Origin of the sequence: Flavobacterium sp. WC2430 (assembly GCF_040822075.1) — a bacterium.
In the GTDB taxonomy this organism is placed as follows: domain Bacteria; phylum Bacteroidota; class Bacteroidia; order Flavobacteriales; family Flavobacteriaceae; genus Flavobacterium.
The window spans coordinates 1,725,234-1,742,793 of record NZ_CP162007.1; the positions used below are offsets into that span (position 1 = coordinate 1,725,234).

The window sequence follows — 17,560 nt, forward strand, 5'->3', positions numbered from 1 at the left end:
TTAACCGATTAAACAAATGAACTACTTATAAAATATGTTTTTGTGCTTTATATGATGAACGTACAAGTGGTCCACTTTCAACATGTCGGAAACCTAATTCTAAACCAAATTTTTCATAAATGGCAAATTGATCCGGAGTTATGAATTCTTTAACTGGCAAGTGTTTTTTACTCGGTTGTAAGTATTGACCTATTGTTACTACATCAACATTTGCAGCGCGAAGGTCTCTCATGGTTTGAAAAACTTCCTCTTCTTGCTCTCCAAGTCCCAACATAATTCCCGACTTCGTTCTATTTATCCCTTTTTCTTTTAAGTATCTCAATACTTCTAAGCTTCTGTCGTATTTTGCTTGAATACGCACTTCACGAGTCAATCTGCGTACCGTTTCTACGTTGTGAGAAACCACTTCAGGATTGGCTTCTACAATACGGTCAATATTTCTTTCGATACCTTGAAAATCAGGAATCAAAGTTTCTAAAGTCGTGTTAGGATTCATTCTACGAATGGCTTTTACTGTTTCTATCCAAATGATAGATCCACCATCTTTTAAATCGTCTCTATCCACACTTGTAATTACAGCATGCTTGATGTTCATGATTTTTATAGAACGAGCTACTTTCTCTGGCTCATCCCAGTCCACCGTTTCAGGTCTTCCAGTTTTTACACCACAAAATCCGCAAGAACGCGTACAGGTATTTCCTAAAATCATAAATGTAGCAGTCCCTTCACCCCAGCATTCACCCATATTTGGGCAGCTTCCTGATGTGCAAATGGTGTTTAAACTATATTTATCAACTAAGCCTCGAAGTTCAGTATATTTTTGTCCTATTGGGAGTTTTACCTTAAGCCATTTAGGCTTTCCAACCGGTAAAGTATTTTCTAAAACAGTTTCCATAAATCAATTTTCAAAGTACAAAGATAAGGAATGTTGTTTTAAAATAGACTGTTTAAACTGTGAAGCTTACCGAAAGTTTTTTTAAAAGGTTTTGTTTTTTAGGAGCTATTTCCAGCTATCCGCTAAATCTTTTATAAAGGGCACTATTAAAAAACAGTACCCTTTATAAAAGGATAACGTTTCTATCTGGGCTAGGGATGTAGTTGCTTGACTATTATTTATATAATAAAAAAACAGAACGTACTAGTTCTGCTTTCTAAATGTATTTAATGCATTTGCACGGTAATGGGTAGATTGTAAGAGGTTCTAACGGCTTTTGAATTGATCATGCCTGGAGACCATTTGGTTCTCATTGATTTTAAAACGCGTATTGCTTCTCTACCTAATCCATAACCTGGCTCGTTTTTTACTTGAATATTAGACATACTACCATCTTTTTCAACTACGAATGAAACATAAATCCGAATGCTACTTTCTCCATTTACCTCTGGACTTTCAAAATTCTTACCAATATAATTGTAGAATTTATTTATTCCACCTGGAAATTCAGGCATTTTATCTAGAATTGCAGTTGTTACTACAGTGTCACCATAATCTACCGGTGTACTGATTACGGTGCCATTTCCTTGAGAAGGAGTTGTGCTAGTACCAATAGTTCCAGTTCCATCAGTTGTGTTTTTAATTATTGTAGTGCTTTCAACAGTTGTAGCAAGATTTGGGGTGGCAAGCGGTGCTTTAACTATAATAGGATTTGCGAGTGTTTTTTTGTCAATGGATTCTAATGGCTTTTGGGTAAGAGTTTTAGGTAGAATCTTTTCTTCCTGTTTTTTTACTTGTGGCTGTACCGTTGTTAGTTGAATGATCTCGTCGATGGGTTCAATAATTGTTGTTGTCGCAGTAGTAATTAGATTAAAAAAACTTAAAACTCGGGGTATGCTGATAAGTGAAGCGCAAAGTAGTACTCCCATAAAAAGCGCCAATATAGAAGTTTTGGCATTTTCCTTACGCAGTTGATACGCACCATATTCTTTGTTTCTGTTTTCGAAAACTAGATTAATCCAGTTGGCTTCGTAAAGGCTTTGTTTTGACATAATTTATGGATTTAATGGTTAGGTAGCATTTAAATCATAAGCATATGGTGTTTATTAACAGAACGAAAACGGTAGGAAATTTATTGTTTAAAAAAGTTAATATTTTAAAAAATAAACAATGATAATCTTAAGTAATTTTTATTTGTTTATTTTTTTAACTAAAAATAGAAAATTAATTATCTTTTGTCCCTGATAATCTCGGCCAATAATTTTTTGGCGCGAAGCAATTTTACTTTTACATTACTTAATGGCTCGTCAATTGCATTGGCAATTTCTTGATAACTCATTTCTTGAAAATAACGCAACTGAATTACCTCTTGATAGTGAGGTTTTAATTCTTTGATGAATTGCAATAAGCGAGAAAGATTTTGCTCTGTAATCAATTCATCTTCAGCAGATGGGGTCGTATCTGCTATATTGTAAGCTTTCTGATCTTCTTTGTCAGTGATCTCTACAAAAAGACTAGATTTCTTTTTGCGTAATAAATCAATATGTACATTTTTAGCAATGCTAATTAACCAGGTGTTAAACTGAAATTCTGGATTGTAAGACGCTATTTTGTCAAATGCTTTAGAGAAGGTTTCAATAGTAATATCCTCAGCATTGGTTTCATTTTCGGTGCGCTTAAGCATGAAACCATATACTTCATTCCAATAGTGATTCAAAAGAAAGGTAAAGGCAGCTTGATCTCCTTTTTTGGCTTTCTCTATTTGATTTGTTATTTCCAATTTACTGGTTTTGATACAATATTAGATATAAAAATATTAATCTGCGTGAATATAAGTAGTATTTCAACGACTGGGAACCAATATTTTAAATCTTTTTCTTTTAATTTTCCTGCTGAAAATCCCACAACGATCCAAGCACATAGATATCTTATGAATAATAATGCCAATACTAATATCCACTGGAACTGGAAACTCAACAATATAATAGGTAAAATGATAAATAATAATTGGGAACAATAAAATGCACCTAGCTGCAACTGGTCTATCTTTTTATAATGACTGGCTGTGGCGATGTGTCTTCTTTTTTGGATTAACCAATCTTTATAGGACGTTTTTGGTTTAGAATAAGTGAAACTTTCTGGTGTGTAAGCAATTGTTGTGTTTTTAGAGGTGGCCGCTTCATTAATAAATAAATCGTCATCTCCAGAACGAACTTGAATGTGATTAATAAAGCCATTTACATTAAAAAACTCCTCCTTTTTATACGCAAGGTTTCTACCAACGCCCATATAGGGATGTCCGATTTTTGCCCAGGAAAAGTATTGAATAGCAGTAAGCAGCGTTTCAAAACGGATTATTTTATTAAGTAATGAATTAGTGATTTTTTCATATCCGCCATACCCTAAAACAATTGTTTTTTGCATAGTGAATTGGGAACTCATTGCGGTTATCCATTCTTTCGATGTTGGATAACAATCGGCATCCGTAAAAAGCAAATAGTCTTTTTTGGCCGCTTTTATACCCAGTGTTAGGGCATATTTTTTATTACCCCAGAAAGCTTCGTTGTTTTCTACTTTTACCAAGCGAATATTAGAATATTCTTTCTCAAAAGCTTCAAAGAGCTCCAAAGTACCATCACTAGAGGCATCATCTATTAAGACGATCTCAAAATCAGGATAGTTTTGTTCTGCCAGCAACGGAATAAATTTCGCCACATGTTCTTCTTCATTTTTGGCACAAACAATTACCGAAATCGGAATTCTTTTAGGTGTTATTTTTTGCGCTTTTGCGAAAGCAAATTTCCCAAAAACACCCAAATAATACGAAAGTTGAATAGCGACAATAACAATAAAAAAGTAAAGAATCAGTATAAGCATCAGAGTTTAATGAGTTATTTAAATCGTGTGCAAAGGTATGAATAGAATTATGAATTCTTAATTTTAAATTATTGAATTTTAAAAGAATTTATCTAGGGCATTTCTTCATTTCATTTACTATTGAAATGGAATCTCTATTTTGTGTTTTTTCTAACTCTGTAATGATGTTTTCGTAGTTTTTTTCATCACGGTTTTGAGATAGTTTTTTGGTAGCTTCAATTGCTGTAACTTCTATCTCAAAAGCTACAATCCCGCGGACTTGCCTCATTGTTTTTGAAGATAAGTCCTCTATTCTAATGGGGTTTTCTGAGTTTTTCTCGTATTTGTCAACTAGTTTTTTTAAAGATTTTATAGCTTCTTCTCCTACTACTATCTTAATTTTCCCATATACATGTACGGCTAGATAGTTCCAAGTAGGAACGTTTTCATGGTCATACCACGATGAGGAAATGTAACTGTGTGGTCCCGAAAAAACAGCTAAAACACTATCGTTTTCTTCAAATCCTTTCCATTGTGGGTTCTCTTTGGCAATGTGCCCGTGCAAAATTTGTTTTCCGTCTTTATTGATATCGAGCTCTAGAGGAATATGAGTAGCACATAGTTTCCCGTTTGTTTGATTGATTAGAATACCAAAACTATTTTCTTGAAGAAATTGCTTGATTTCTTCTTGATTCTCATTTTTATAAATATCAGGAGTGTACATTTTGTAACTAGTATTAATGCTTAATAAAAACTAAATAACGTTTACTTCGGCTTCAATATGAATACCAAAAGTCTTAAAAAGAGTATCTTGAATGGTCTTTGATACGGCTAGAATTTCTTGTCCAGTGGCATTGCCATAATTGACTAATACCAGTGCTTGGTTCTTATGAATTCCGGCATCACCAAAACGTTTCCCTTTAAAGCCAGCTTGTTCAATAAGCCATCCTGCAGGTACTTTAACTTCCGTTTCAGAGACTTCGTAATATTTCATTTCGGGAAATTGTTGATGTATTTTCTCGAAATCTGTTTTTAAAAGAATTGGATTTTTAAAAAAACTTCCGCTATTTCCTAGTTCTTTTGGATCCGGTAATTTACTTTGTCGAATTGCAATTACCGCATTACTAACGTCTTTTAATGAGGGGTTAGTGATGTTGTTTTTTTCTAATTCTCCCAAAATGTCACCATAAGAAGTGTTGATTTTATGATTGCGTTTGGTCAGTTTAAAAACGACAGAAGTAATGATGTATTGATCTTTGGCGTCATTTTTAAAAATGCTTTCACGGTATCCAAAATGACATTCCTCTTTTATGAAATTTTTTATTTCTTGATTTTCAATCGTAACCGCTTCGCAAGAAACAAAGGTGTCCTTGATTTCTGTTCCATAAGCGCCTATGTTTTGGATAGGCGTTGTTCCTACATTACCGGGAATTAAGGACATGTTTTCAAGTCCGCCAAAATTTTGTGCAATAGTCCATAATACAAATTCATGCCAGTTCTCTCCAGCTTGACTTTCCACCCAAACAAAATCATCGTTTTCTTGGATTATTCTTTTTCCTTTTAAATCAATGTGAAGTACTAGTGCATTGATGTTTTGTGTTAATAACATATTACTTCCGCCACCAAGTATGAATTTTTTTGCGGTTTTATTTTGTTTTAAAATAGATTTAAGGTCAGTAACATTTTGTACGTTGACAAATTGTTTTGCACTGGCTTCTATACCAAATGTATTGTAGTTTTTTAGGGAGAAATTATGTAGTATTTCCATAAAAGAAATTTCTTTTTTAATGTTGTAATTTGAGACCAAAAGTAACGATTAAAATTTAGTTGTATAACTTTTCATCCAGATATGCATCATAAATAAGGGCATTATGTAGGAAACCATTCTTGTGTCTCCTTGCTGTAAATTCTTAATAAGTTTGGCACTATTTATATTTTCTAAATAAGGTATTTTAAAAATTTCACTTTTAGAAAACGATTCTAATTCATCTTTAAAAGCGGGACTTTTTACTAAATAATCTCCCCAAGGTGCGCTAAGGCCTACTTTTTTAAATTTTAAAATAGCTTCAGGTAATCGATTTTCCATGGCCGTTTTTAAAATGAATTTTCCTTTTTTACCTGTAAATAGCCATTTATCATCCAATGAACCTAAACCTGCAATCAATCTTTGATCTAGAAAAGGTTCTCTACATTCAATTGAAGCGCCCATAGTGGCGCGATCGTTTCTATATAATAAAGAACGCAAATAGGTTTGTTGGTCAAAATAAAGCGCTTGTCGTCTTAAATTGTCGGGATATAATTCTTTTGCTTCTTTGTACGTTTTACGTCTGAATTCGTTTTTGGGCTCGTTGTGAATACCATACACCTTCGAAATGTCTTCAGGATAGATATTACAACTATTATACATAATCAGATCTTGTTTTTTGCTGATTTTAGCATATCGAATTAGTTTTTCGTACCGTGGTTTTTTTTCAAACCCGCCTAGACTTCCTATACTTGAAATTGAACTTAGTATGCTTGGAAATTGTAATGCTTTGTAACGTACATAACCTCCCATTAATTCGTCGGCTCCTTCACCAGAGAGCAATACTTTTACCTTTGGTTTTGCTAATTCAGAAATAGCCAAAAGATGCGGTTCGTTTAGGTGCATTATGGGTTCGTCTTGAAAATAAGTAGCTTTAACTAGGTTTTCATATAAGTCTTGATCTTCCAGTTTTAAGGTGTTAAAACGGTAATCGAACTTTTCAGTTAACATTTTGGCTAAATGAGATTCGTTGTGCTCTTCCTCTTTAAATCCGATGTTAAAAGTTTCAATGTTTTTATATTTTTGTTCGTTTAATGACGCAAGTATAGAGGAAGAATCAAGTCCTCCGCTAAGTAAAATTCCAACAGGAACATCGCTCACCATTCTTAGTTTTACTGAATCATCAAAGGTTTCTCTAAACCATTCAATAGGATTTTCAATTCTGGGTTGGTTTTGAATCTCAGTTATTAAATCCCACCATTTTTCGTTGACTACTTTTCCACCTTCGTGGATAGTCATTATATGCCCTGGTAAAACCTTTTTTATATTTTCATATAAGGTGTTATCGCCAGCTACAAAGCGGTTGAAAATATATTCTTCAATTCCATCTTGCGCTACTTTTAGAGGTAATCCAGCAGTGAAAAGTGCTTTTTGTTCGGATGCAAAATAAAAACTCTCATTGTAAAAAGAACAGTATAATGGCTTAACACCCATTCGATCTCGTACAACTGTTAATTGCTTTTTTAATTTATCCCAAATAGCAAATGCAAACATCCCGTTTAAGCGATGAAGCATTTTTGAACCATGCAATTGGAATAGTTTTAACAGAACTTCTGTGTCTGATCCTGTTTTTATATCAAAACCGTTGCTCTTTAACTCAGGATAAAATTCTTTGAAATTATAAATTTCACCATTGTACACCATGACAAATCGTTCGTCATCGGATAAAAAGGGTTGGTGTCCTGCAGCAGAAACATCTAAGATGGATAATCGTCGGTGTCCTAGTCCGATATTATTTTCCACGAAAATACCTTTATCATCTGGACCACGATGTTCTAATGAGTCACGCATTTTTGTAATGACGTGAGTGTCTATTTTTCTTTGGGATTGTAAATGAAAGATCCCGTTAATTCCACACATAGCTAATTATTTTTTGCGGTATTTATTAATTCATGGTATTTGCTAGCTATGATAGCCATATTGGTATTGTAATCAGCATGTTCTTCAACAAATTTTCGATTTGTTAGTATGGCTTTATTTCTATATTCCTGGTTCTTAAAAGACCATAATAATTCGTCAGCAAGCATTTTGTAATTATCAACAGTAATAAGTTGTCCATTTTTACGATGTTGTATCCAGCTCCTGTTGCCAGGGATATCAGTGACAATTGGATAGGAAAGTGTTGCCATTGCTTCAAATAAGGATGCAGAGACGCCTTCAGTTGTAGGCATGCTTATGTATATATTTGAATCCTGTAATAGTTTTGGCAACTCGGTATTAGGTATCCTTCCTGTAAAATGAACCTTATTTTCGATATTTAATTTTTTTGCTAATTCTTTTAATTTAGGTAGCTCTGTTCCGTCGCCCACAATAGTAAGTACGTAATCAATTCCTTTTTGGTTTAAAATAGCAAAAGCTTTTAAAATAATATCATGACGGTATTCGGGTAATAAAGAACGGGTAACTATAGCACAAATTTTTTCAGTTTTTGCCGTATTTTTATTTCCGAATTTATTTAAATCAATTCCTTTTGGAAGGACCATTACTTTATTCATGTCTACATTGGCTTCGACCATTGAAACCGTCATTATGGGGCCCCAAGCATGAATAAGAGTAGCTTTTTTAAAGGCATAGTTTTGTATTACTTTTTTTAAAGGGTATAAAGGGGAATTTTCAGGCCATAAATCAGTGCGTCCTTGTTGTGCGATCACTACGGGTTTTACACCACATAAAGCCGCTAGAAAGCCATAACTCGTAGTCCTTTCTGCAATAACCATGTCTGGTTGTTCTAGCTGAATGATTTTTTTTATTTTAAATAAAGAAAATTTAAATTCGAAAATACGAATGACTCGATTAAAGAATGTATCACTTGGAGTTTTTAATTCCCAACTGACAATTTCAAAATCACCAAACTCTTTAAGGCCATTTGTCCAAGTGATGGCATCGGCTCTATAAGTTTCTCCAAGAAAAAGTATTTTTCTTTTTTTCATCTGGGCGATTAAAATTAATCAGTAGATAAAGCTCTACCTATGAATTCGTTTAAGGGTTTTAGTAGGATCAGTTTTTTACTCACTTTAGAAATAAAATCTTTTTTAGTAACATCGTCATAATTGATTTTATGAGAAGCTTCAAAACTTTTTAATTTTAATAATTCAATAGCAGGATGGTCTTTTTCATAACCTCTTGGTGGATTTTTTAAGATACTTCTTTCATTTCTGTCAAAATCTACAAAGATTTTTTTGAATTCACTTTCATTAAGAACTTCTTCTAAATCCTCATGAAAGAATGCAATTTCTTTGCGTATTTTTTTTAGCTCCTCTGCTTCTGGCGAATAAAGTCCTCCAGCAATAAAGCTACCTCCTTTGTCAATGTGTACATAGTAGCCAGGCCTATTTTGACCCTTTATTCTGCCGCAAGGTAACCAAATACCAAGGTGTGTTTTATAAGGCGTTTTGTCTTTAGAAAATCGAATGTCTCTATTGATTCTAAAGGTACAATTTTTTACTTCAAGCATCTCTAGTGCTGGATCTAAAGGTTTCATAACGTCAAGAAAATCAGAAACGAATTGCTGATAGTCTTTTTTGACTGCTTCGTATCTTTTTTTGTTTTCCAGGAACCAATCTCTATTGTTATTGGCTTTCAAGTCTTCTAGGAATTGTAAGGTATCTTTTGATAGCATTTTGGGGCTATTATAATTGTTTTTTTTAAATCATCTTCGCTTATGAAACCGGCATGTTTCCATTTTAGTTCTTTATTTTCATAAAGCAGTAAGGTAGGAAGTTCCTCAATTTTCATTTCATGCATTAACGTTTTGTTTTCGTCCGCATTCAATCGAATGATAACTACTTTATCACTCATTTCGGTTTGCATTTTAGAAAGATAAGGAGCCATCTTTTTACAAGGAGCACACCATTCTGCATAGAAATCGATCAAGACTTTTTTATCCGTATTTAATAATTTATTGTATTCTTGACTGCTCATTCCTACGATTTTATCTGTTGGTTTTGATAGCCCTGCAGCATCCCATTTTAAAAAACCTCCTTCGAGTTCGTATATATTGGTAAAGCCTAATTCTTGAAGTTTTTCAGTTGCTTTTGCACTTCTTCCACCACTTTTACAATACACAAAAACGGGTTTTGTTTTGTCAAGATTTTCTGCATCTTTGACGAAACTATTCCCAAGCCAATTGATGTTTTTTGCGTTTTCAATATGTTCTGATGCAAATTCCTCTTGGGTACGTACATCCAAAATTTGGGGGTTTTCTGTTGTTTTTATTTTTTCTGCAAAAGCTGGAGCATCAATTGTTTTAATATTTTTTGATGTTTGTCCATTACATGATAAAATGATAGAAGAGACGAGTACAGTAAAAATTTGAAAAAATTTCATTACAAATAGTATTTAAAAAATTGAAATGCTAAATTAAGTAAATTATAAGTATTCGAAGGTCATAAAATGCAAATCATAAGTTAAATATTTTATAGGACTGATGCGTTGATTTTACAATAGCTTCGGTCCGTTCAGGATGGGTGTCGGAAATAAATAATTGTCCGAAGGTTTCACTGTTGACCATTTCAATAATTTTAGCAACTCGACTTTCGTCTAATTTGTCAAAGATATCATCAAATAGTAAAATAGGTTTTACCCCACTTTGTTTTTTTAAAAATTCAAATTGAGCTAGTTTTAAAGCAATAAGAAAAGACTTTTGTTGGCCTTGAGATCCAAATTTCTTGATGGGATATCCGTCTATTTCAAAGGATAAATCATCTTTATGTGTCCCAACACTTGTGTAATGTAAAGCTCTGTCTTTATTAATGTTTTCTTGTAAAAGAGTCAATAAGTTTTTTTCGAATAAATGACTTTCATATACAAGTTGTACTGTTTCTTGAGAACCTGTTATCGCATGATGGTGTGCATTGAAAATAGGGATGAATTCAGCTATAAACTCTTTTCTCTTTTCAAATATATAAGCTCCAAATCCGTTGAGTTGCTCATTATATATAGAAAGAGTGTCATTTTCAAAAACATGATTCAGTGCAAAATATTTTAATAGTGCATTGCGTTGACTCATTACTTTTTGATACTGGATCAGCTGTTGTAGGTAATTTGGGTTCAATTGAGAGATGACACTGTCCATAAATTTCCTTCTGGTTTCACTGCCTTCCACAATTAAATCCCTATCAGCGGGAGATATTATAACAAGAGGAATGAATCCTATATGATCTGAAAATTTATCGTAAGCCTTGCCATTGCGTTTTAATACTTTTTTCTGTCCTTTCTTTAAACTACATACTACCTGCTCTGACCGTTCATTTTTTATAAACTCAGCATCAATCACGAAAAATTCTTCGCCATGTTTGATGTTTTGGACAGCCAAAGGATTGAAATAACTCTTTCCGTACGATAAATGATAGATAGCATCTAATACATTGGTTTTACCAATACCGTTTTTACCTACAAAACAAATTATTTTACCGTCAAACTCGAAGTTGGCTTCTGAAAAATTTTTGTAATTGAATAAGGATATTTTTTTTAAATACATCTTTTAAAGCTTGCTGGCATGGAAGAGTTTGTTGTTTTTTAAAATGACTTTTAAAGTGGGCGCAAATTATTGAAAAATATCGATATAAAGGGTATTTAGCGCTTTTCTGTTTTAAATGTTTTGCTTTTTACCGAAGCAGTACTTGTATAAAAGCTTATTTTTTTTATTATAAATATAAAATTCCTTTTTTTTTGCGTCGGTTTGAATAAAAATTTTATTTTTGCGGTTCACTAAATTAAATTTAAATGGCTACTTACAGTAAAAGAGGATATAAAGCACCAAAAGAGAAAGAAGTAAAAGATGGAGTTGAAGAAGTAATTGTTGATGAAAAAGACAGTGTTACAGCAGGTGTATTTTCTACATTAGATGAAACTGCTTCAAAAACAGAAGATTTTGTTGCCAAAAACCAAAAATTCATCATTGGAATTGTAGGAGCTGTCGCTTTGGTAACCATTGGTTATTTAGTTTATCAAAAATTTATTGCTGAACCAAAACAAACGGAAGCTGCTGAGGAAATGTTTGTTGCACAACAAAATTTCCAACAAGCTACAGATGGTGTTGCAAGTGATTCACTTTATAAGTTGTCATTGAATGGATCTGAAGGTAAATTTGGATTTTTAAAAATTGCTGATGAATATTCAGGAACTGATGCGGGAAATTTAGCTAATTACTACGCGGGTATGGCGTACTTAAATACAGGTAAATATACAGAAGCGATTGATTATTTGAGTAAATTCAAATCAGAAGATATTGTATTGGGAGCTTTGGCAAAAGGAGCAATTGGTGATGCTTATTCTCAAAAGAACCAACCAAAAGAAGCTTTGGAAAACTATATTAAAGCAATAGAAGCAAATAAAAATGATTTTACTACTCCACGTTTCTTATTGAAAGCTGGAAAAACAGCTTTGGCTCTAGGTAAAAAAGAAGATGCATTGAAATATTTTACTGATATCAAAGATAATTTTGATTCATCTCCTGAAGCGACTTCTGTTGATGGTTTAATTGGATTGGCTCAATAGTAAAAAGTTTTAAGATTACTTGTTGTAGATTTTAGATTGTTGATCCAACAAGCTATCTTTAACATCTGAAATCAAAAAAATAATATTAAAATTGACAATCAAATGGCAACAGTAAATAAAAATTTATCCGTTTATGACAAAAATGCAGTTCCTAATGCGAAAGATTTTCGTTTTGGAGTTGTTGTTGCTGAATGGAATGAAGTAATAACTGAAGGGCTTTATAATGGAGCTCATGAAGCTTTTTTAGACAATGAAGTTCCTGCGAATCATATCATCAGATGGAATGTTCCAGGCAGCTTTGAACTTATTTATGGATGCAAGAAGATGTTGCAAACCCAAAATGTAGATGCTGTAATCGCTATTGGATGTGTAATTCAGGGACAAACCAAACATTTTGATTTTGTTTGTGAGGGCGTAACTCAAGGAATTAAAGATTTGAATGTTCAAACGGATATTCCAGTTATTTTTTGCGTCCTTACTGATAATACGATGCAACAGTCAATAGATAGAAGTGGTGGTATTCACGGAAACAAAGGTACTGAAGCGGCAATTGCGGCTATTAAAATGGCCTACATTCGTCAACAAGCCTCTTTGGCGCATGAGTATAAGAAACAAACATTACTGTCTTCTGGTCAATTACAAATCGAAGATTTGCCGTTGAAACTAGAAGAATAAAAAAGTAAATATTTAATTATGAAACCTATACTGTTCTAAAAATAGTATAGGTTTTTTTTGTTTTATTTATGATGGAACGGACTATTAAACCGAGTAGAAATTCATTAAATTTGTGCTTACGGTTTTAAAAAATGGAAACCTTAAACTTTAAAACTTATATTTATTAATGTCGAGTATAATCCAATTACTTCCTGATCACGTTGCGAACCAAATTGCTGCTGGAGAAGTGGTGCAAAGACCGGCTTCAGTAGTCAAAGAATTACTCGAAAACGCGGTTGATGCTAGAGCTACAGATATTAAGTTAATCATAAAAGATGCTGGTAAAGCTTTGGTTCAAGTTATTGACAACGGTTTAGGGATGAATGTAACTGATGCTCGATTGTGTTTTGAGCGTCATGCTACATCAAAAATCCGTCAAGCCGAAGATTTATTTTCATTACACACAAAGGGTTTTCGAGGTGAAGCATTAGCTTCTATTGCTGCTATTGCGCATGTTGAAATGAAAACCAAGCAAGATCAACAGGAATTAGGAACTCAAATTGTAGTGGAAGGCAGTAAATTTATGTCACAAGAAGTGGCTGTTCTACCTAAAGGAACTTCATTTGCGGTTAAAAATTTATTTTTTAATATTCCAGCTCGTCGTAATTTTTTAAAATCAGATACCGTAGAATACCGTCATATTATTGATGAGTTTCAACGTGTCGCATTGGCACATCCCAATATTTATTTTACTTTTTATCATAATGGGAGTGAGATGTTCAATTTACCTTCCGCTAGTTTAAGACAAAGAATTGTCACTATTTTTTCGGGTAAAACCAATGAAAAATTAGTTCCTGTTCAAGAAGAAACTGAAATTGTAACTATTCAAGGGTTTGTAAGTAAACCTGAATTTGCTAAAAAGAATAGGGGAGAACAGTTTTTCTTTGTTAATGACCGATTTATAAAAAGTGGCTATCTGCATCATGCCGTTATGGCTGCCTACGATGGTATTTTAAAAGATGGAGCACAACCGAGTTATTTTTTATACTTAACGGTTCCGCCTAATACGATCGATATCAATATTCATCCTACAAAAACCGAGATTAAGTTTGACGATGAACATGCATTGTATGCCATTTTACGAGCATCCATTAAACACAGTTTAGGGCAGTTTAATGTGGCACCAGTTTTGGATTTTGATCGTGATGCAAACTTGGATACGCCGTACAGTTATAAAGATGCTAAAGGAGAAACTCCTACAATTCAGGTTGATAGCACTTTTAATCCATTTTCGGATGACAAAGTAAATAAACATTATTCTAGTTATAAAAAACCAGAATCTACGGCCAATTGGGAAAGTTTGTATGTGGGTTTAAAACAAGATTCTGATGTTTTTACAAGTAATACTGATTTTTCATTTGAAAGTGATGAAGTCACAGGGTCTTTGTTTAATGACGAAGAGGTAGAGCAAGCAGTTCATAATTCGTACCAAATTCATAAAAAATATATCGTTTCGCCTATAAAATCGGGAATGGTTATTGTAGATCAACAACGGGCGCATCAACGTGTTTTGTATGAGCAGTTTTTGACAAATATGACGGTTCATCAAGCATCAAGCCAGCAATTATTATTTCCATTGGATTTGTTTTTTTCATCCACTGAGATGGATCTTATTGAAGAGCTAAAGCTTTCTTTAGTGAACACTGGTTTTGTTTTTGAAGAAACTAATTCAGATCATGTGGTTATTTCTGGAATTCCAGTCAATGTGACTGAAAGTGAAGTTTCGATGGTGTTAGAACAATTATTAAGTGATTTACAGGATGGAATTCCTGAAAGTAGTTTTAGCCAAAATGATACAATAGCAAAATCAATGGCCAAAAGTTTGGCTGTGAAAACAGGGACTACTTTAACAATAAAAGAACAAGAAAACTTGGTTAACGGTCTTTTTGCCTGTAAAGATCCCAATGTTTCCCCTTTTCAAAAACCGACTTTCATCACGATGCGTGTGGAAGATTTAGATAAAAAATTTGCACTATGAGAAATGTAACCGAAACGGTAAAACAATTAATTATAATTAATATCCTATTTTTTATAGGAACACAAATTGTTGGAGACGCTGCTTACCAAATGTTGGCGATGTATTTCCCGGAAAACACTAATTTTCAATTTTGGCAACCTATCACGCATATGTTTATGCATGGAGGATTTATGCATATTTTCTTCAACATGTTTGCATTATATTCTTTTGGTTCGGCTTTAGAGCATTATTGGGGAGGTAAGAAGTTTCTATTCTTTTATTTCTCTTGTGGTTTAGGAGCGGCGCTATTGCATACAGGAATAAACTATTACTATTTTCAGGAGGGAATGAATACATTAATTGATCAAGGTTTTTCAAAAGCAGAAGTTTTAGCTGTTTTGAATGGGAAAGGGAGCAATGAAATTGTGCCAATTTTGAATAGTCCAGGTTTTCAAAATTTTATTAGTGCCTATATGGGGACTGTAGTTGGGGCTTCTGGAGCTATTTACGGTGTTATTGTCGCTTTTGCATTTATGTTTCCTAATGCAGAGTTGGCTTTGATGTTTATTCCTATACCAATTAAAGCAAAGTATTTTGTTCCAGGATTAGTTTTAGTAGATTTGTATTTAGGGGTTTCTGGACAATCTATTTTTGGAAGTGGTGGGCCAGGAATCGCCCATTTTGCGCATGTTGGTGGTGCTTTATTTGGGTTTTTGATTTCATGGTATTGGAAAAAAAATCAGTTTGATGGCAATCGTTGGAATTAATAGGGGTTATTTGTAAATTCTAAATATAAAAAATGAATATTCTAGACGACTTAAAAATTCAATACAAATTAGGAGGTATAGCTAATAGATTAATCTATTGGAATGTAGGTTGTTTTTTGATTTCTTATGTTTTACCAGGGATTTTACGATTAGTAAATGTTAATTTTGATTTTCTTCAATTTGTTAGTTTGTCTTCTATTCCATCTGATTTTATATGGAAACCTTGGTCACTAATAAGTTATTCTTTTTTTCATTTTGACTTTTTTCATATATTATTTAATATGATAATACTCAATTTCTCTAGTCGATTATTCTTAACCTTTTTCACTGAAAAACAGTATTTAGGAGTTTATATTTTAAGCGCCATATTTGCAGGGTTTTCCTTTGTCTTAGGCTATTATTTACTTGGAATTAGTGCCTCAATTGTAGGTGCATCAGCTGCTATTATGGGTATTTTGGTTGCTGTGACAACCTATCAGCCTTTAATGAATGTACGTTTGCTTTTGATTGGAAATGTAAAATTGTGGCACATTACTGCTGTTATTCTTATACTTGATCTCATGCAATTTCGTTTAGATAATACCGGTGGTCATATCTCGCATTTAGCTGGGGCACTGTTCGGTTTTGTCTTTATAAAACTACTTCAAAACGGAACTGATTTGAGTACGATTGTAAGTAGAGTCATTGATTTTTTTACTAATTTATTTAAGGTGTCACCCAAAACACCTTTCAAAAAAGTACATAAAAACTATACTAAGCCTATAGGTAAGACTGCTTCTAGAATTATAACAAAAGATAAAGCGCAGCAACAAATTGATGAAATTTTGGATAAAATCAGTCAGTCTGGATATGATAGTTTAACAAAAGAAGAAAAAGAATTTCTGTTCAAAGCAGGGAAGTAGTACTTTTATAGTATTTTTCGTAAATAAAAGAAGCAATTTTGCGTTATTAATTTAGCAAAGTAATTAACTGAATAAATACTAATATGAAAAACCTTTCATGGTTCAATAAAGGAATGTTTTTTTTAAATATTGTTCTGACAATAGTCACCTTTGTGGCCTATGTTTTGCCTTTTTTAGCGCCAAAGCTGTTTCCGATTTTGTCTGTTTTGACACTTTTCATGCCAATGTTTTTTATATTGAATGGATTATTTTTTATGTATTGGGGGCTCCAATTCAAAAAAAGAATGATTTTGTCTGGATTAGTACTTTTGATGGGGATCACGTTTATTAATAAATTTTATAAATTTTCTTCTAAAGTGTATCCTGAAGATGACAAAGACTTTAAAGTAATGAGCTATAATGTTCGTTTATTTAATTTATTCAAGTGGATAGATAAAGAAGATGTTCCGGGTGATATTTTGACTTTTATCAATGAAAAAAACCCAGATATTCTGTGTATTCAGGAATTTTCTTCTTCGGCAAATATTGACTTGAAAGTGTACCGCTATAAATATATTTTTATGGAGGGCAATAAAATTAAAACGGGGCAGGCGATTTTTTCTAAATTTCCCATTATTAATCAAGGCGATATTGTATTTCCTAATTCGAATAATAATGTAATTTATGCTGACATAAAAAAGGGTAAGGATATTATTCGAGTCTATAACATGCATCTTCAATCTATAAAAATCACGCCGGATGTTAACGAAATTTCTGAAAATATAAATGTGATAAATCAGGATAAGTCACAAATGTTATTGATAAGAATCAGTAAGGCGTTTAAACTGCAACAGCAACAAGCAGAGATTTTAAAAGAGCATAAGAAACAATGTGAGTATCCTATAATTATCTGCGGAGATATGAATAACAGTGCTTTTTCTTATGTGTATAGAAACATTAAAGGAACGCTTAAAGATAGTTTTGAGGAAGCAGGTACTGGTTTTGGGCAAACGTATAAATTCAGGTATTATCCTGCGAGAATTGATTATATTTTTGCCGATGAAAAAATGACAGTTAAGAAATTTGAAAGCTTCTCTGATTTTGATAATTCAGATCATTATCCTATTATGGTCAAACTATCTTTGTGAT

General features: G+C 32.9%; 17 protein-coding genes. 6 read left to right on the forward strand and 11 right to left on the reverse strand.

Annotated elements, in window-relative coordinates; all coding sequences use genetic code 11:
* Positions 1–25 precede the first annotated feature (25 nt).
* The 11 genes from lipA to AB3G36_RS07565 all read right to left on the reverse strand — a co-directional run bounded on the left by lipA (position 26) and on the right by AB3G36_RS07565 (position 11,073).
* A complete protein-coding gene (lipA, locus tag AB3G36_RS07515; RefSeq protein ID WP_367757514.1) occupies positions 26–895 on the reverse strand; it encodes a lipoyl synthase in 870 nt (289 codons plus the stop codon).
* Between the two features lie 266 nt (positions 896–1,161).
* The gene (locus tag AB3G36_RS07520) at positions 1,162–1,986 is read right to left on the reverse strand and encodes an energy transducer TonB (protein ID WP_367757516.1); all 825 of its coding nucleotides are present in this window, start codon (positions 1,984–1,986) and stop codon (positions 1,162–1,164) included.
* A 176-nt stretch (positions 1,987–2,162) separates the two neighbouring features.
* The gene (locus AB3G36_RS07525; RefSeq protein ID WP_367757518.1) at positions 2,163–2,714 is read right to left on the reverse strand and encodes an RNA polymerase sigma factor; all 552 of its coding nucleotides are present in this window, start codon (positions 2,712–2,714) and stop codon (positions 2,163–2,165) included.
* The gene (locus tag AB3G36_RS07530; protein WP_367757520.1) at positions 2,705–3,811 is read right to left on the reverse strand and encodes a glycosyltransferase; all 1,107 of its coding nucleotides are present in this window, start codon (positions 3,809–3,811) and stop codon (positions 2,705–2,707) included. The genes AB3G36_RS07525 and AB3G36_RS07530 overlap by 10 nt, the downstream gene beginning before the upstream one ends.
* 88 nt (positions 3,812–3,899) lie before the next feature.
* Complete coding sequence (locus AB3G36_RS07535) at positions 3,900–4,514, reverse strand: FMN-binding negative transcriptional regulator (protein WP_367757521.1); 615 nt, start codon at positions 4,512–4,514, stop codon at positions 3,900–3,902.
* Between the two features lie 30 nt (positions 4,515–4,544).
* Positions 4,545–5,558 (reverse strand): UDP-N-acetylmuramate dehydrogenase, encoded by a 1,014-nt coding sequence (gene murB / locus AB3G36_RS07540; protein ID WP_367757523.1) that lies wholly within the window; start codon positions 5,556–5,558, stop codon positions 4,545–4,547.
* A gap of 48 nt (positions 5,559–5,606) precedes the next feature.
* Positions 5,607–7,454 carry an asparagine synthase (glutamine-hydrolyzing) gene (gene asnB / locus AB3G36_RS07545; protein ID WP_367757525.1) on the reverse strand — a complete coding sequence of 616 codons (1,848 nt, stop codon included), beginning with the start codon at positions 7,452–7,454 and terminating at the stop codon, positions 5,607–5,609.
* A gap of 2 nt (positions 7,455–7,456) precedes the next feature.
* Positions 7,457–8,524 carry a glycosyltransferase gene (locus AB3G36_RS07550; RefSeq protein ID WP_367757527.1) on the reverse strand — a complete coding sequence of 356 codons (1,068 nt, stop codon included), beginning with the start codon at positions 8,522–8,524 and terminating at the stop codon, positions 7,457–7,459.
* 14 nt (positions 8,525–8,538) lie between these two features.
* Positions 8,539–9,213 carry a DUF2461 domain-containing protein gene (locus AB3G36_RS07555; RefSeq protein WP_367757529.1) on the reverse strand — a complete coding sequence of 225 codons (675 nt, stop codon included), beginning with the start codon at positions 9,211–9,213 and terminating at the stop codon, positions 8,539–8,541.
* Complete coding sequence (locus AB3G36_RS07560; RefSeq protein WP_367757531.1) at positions 9,183–9,920, reverse strand: thioredoxin domain-containing protein; 738 nt, start codon at positions 9,918–9,920, stop codon at positions 9,183–9,185. The genes AB3G36_RS07555 and AB3G36_RS07560 overlap by 31 nt, the downstream gene beginning before the upstream one ends.
* Before the next feature lie 73 nt (positions 9,921–9,993).
* Positions 9,994–11,073: a DNA replication/repair protein RecF gene (locus tag AB3G36_RS07565; protein ID WP_367757533.1), complete on the reverse strand. Its 1,080-nt coding sequence runs from the start codon at positions 11,071–11,073 to the stop codon at positions 9,994–9,996.
* 245 nt (positions 11,074–11,318) lie between these two features.
* Between AB3G36_RS07565 and AB3G36_RS07570 the strand changes: the two genes are divergently transcribed.
* The 6 genes from AB3G36_RS07570 (at position 11,319) to AB3G36_RS07595 (ending at position 17,559) form a co-directional block, all read left to right on the forward strand.
* On the forward strand, positions 11,319–12,092 hold the full coding sequence (locus tag AB3G36_RS07570) for a tol-pal system YbgF family protein (RefSeq protein ID WP_367757535.1): 774 nt from the start codon (positions 11,319–11,321) through the stop codon (positions 12,090–12,092).
* Between the two features lie 102 nt (positions 12,093–12,194).
* Entirely contained in the window at positions 12,195–12,767 is a 573-nt protein-coding gene (ribH, locus tag AB3G36_RS07575; protein WP_367757536.1) for a 6,7-dimethyl-8-ribityllumazine synthase, read from the forward strand.
* Between the two features lie 166 nt (positions 12,768–12,933).
* Positions 12,934–14,784 (forward strand): DNA mismatch repair endonuclease MutL, encoded by a 1,851-nt coding sequence (gene mutL / locus AB3G36_RS07580; RefSeq protein WP_367757538.1) that lies wholly within the window; start codon positions 12,934–12,936, stop codon positions 14,782–14,784.
* On the forward strand, positions 14,781–15,530 hold the full coding sequence (locus AB3G36_RS07585) for a rhomboid family intramembrane serine protease (RefSeq protein WP_367757540.1): 750 nt from the start codon (positions 14,781–14,783) through the stop codon (positions 15,528–15,530). Before mutL ends, AB3G36_RS07585 begins: the two co-directional genes overlap by 4 nt.
* A 32-nt stretch (positions 15,531–15,562) precedes the next feature.
* Positions 15,563–16,432 (forward strand): rhomboid family intramembrane serine protease, encoded by an 870-nt coding sequence (locus AB3G36_RS07590; protein ID WP_367757542.1) that lies wholly within the window; start codon positions 15,563–15,565, stop codon positions 16,430–16,432.
* 83 nt (positions 16,433–16,515) lie between these two features.
* Positions 16,516–17,559, forward strand: coding sequence for an endonuclease/exonuclease/phosphatase family protein (locus AB3G36_RS07595; RefSeq protein WP_367757544.1), 1,044 nt, complete (start codon positions 16,516–16,518; stop codon positions 17,557–17,559).
* Position 17,560 lies beyond the last annotated feature (1 nt).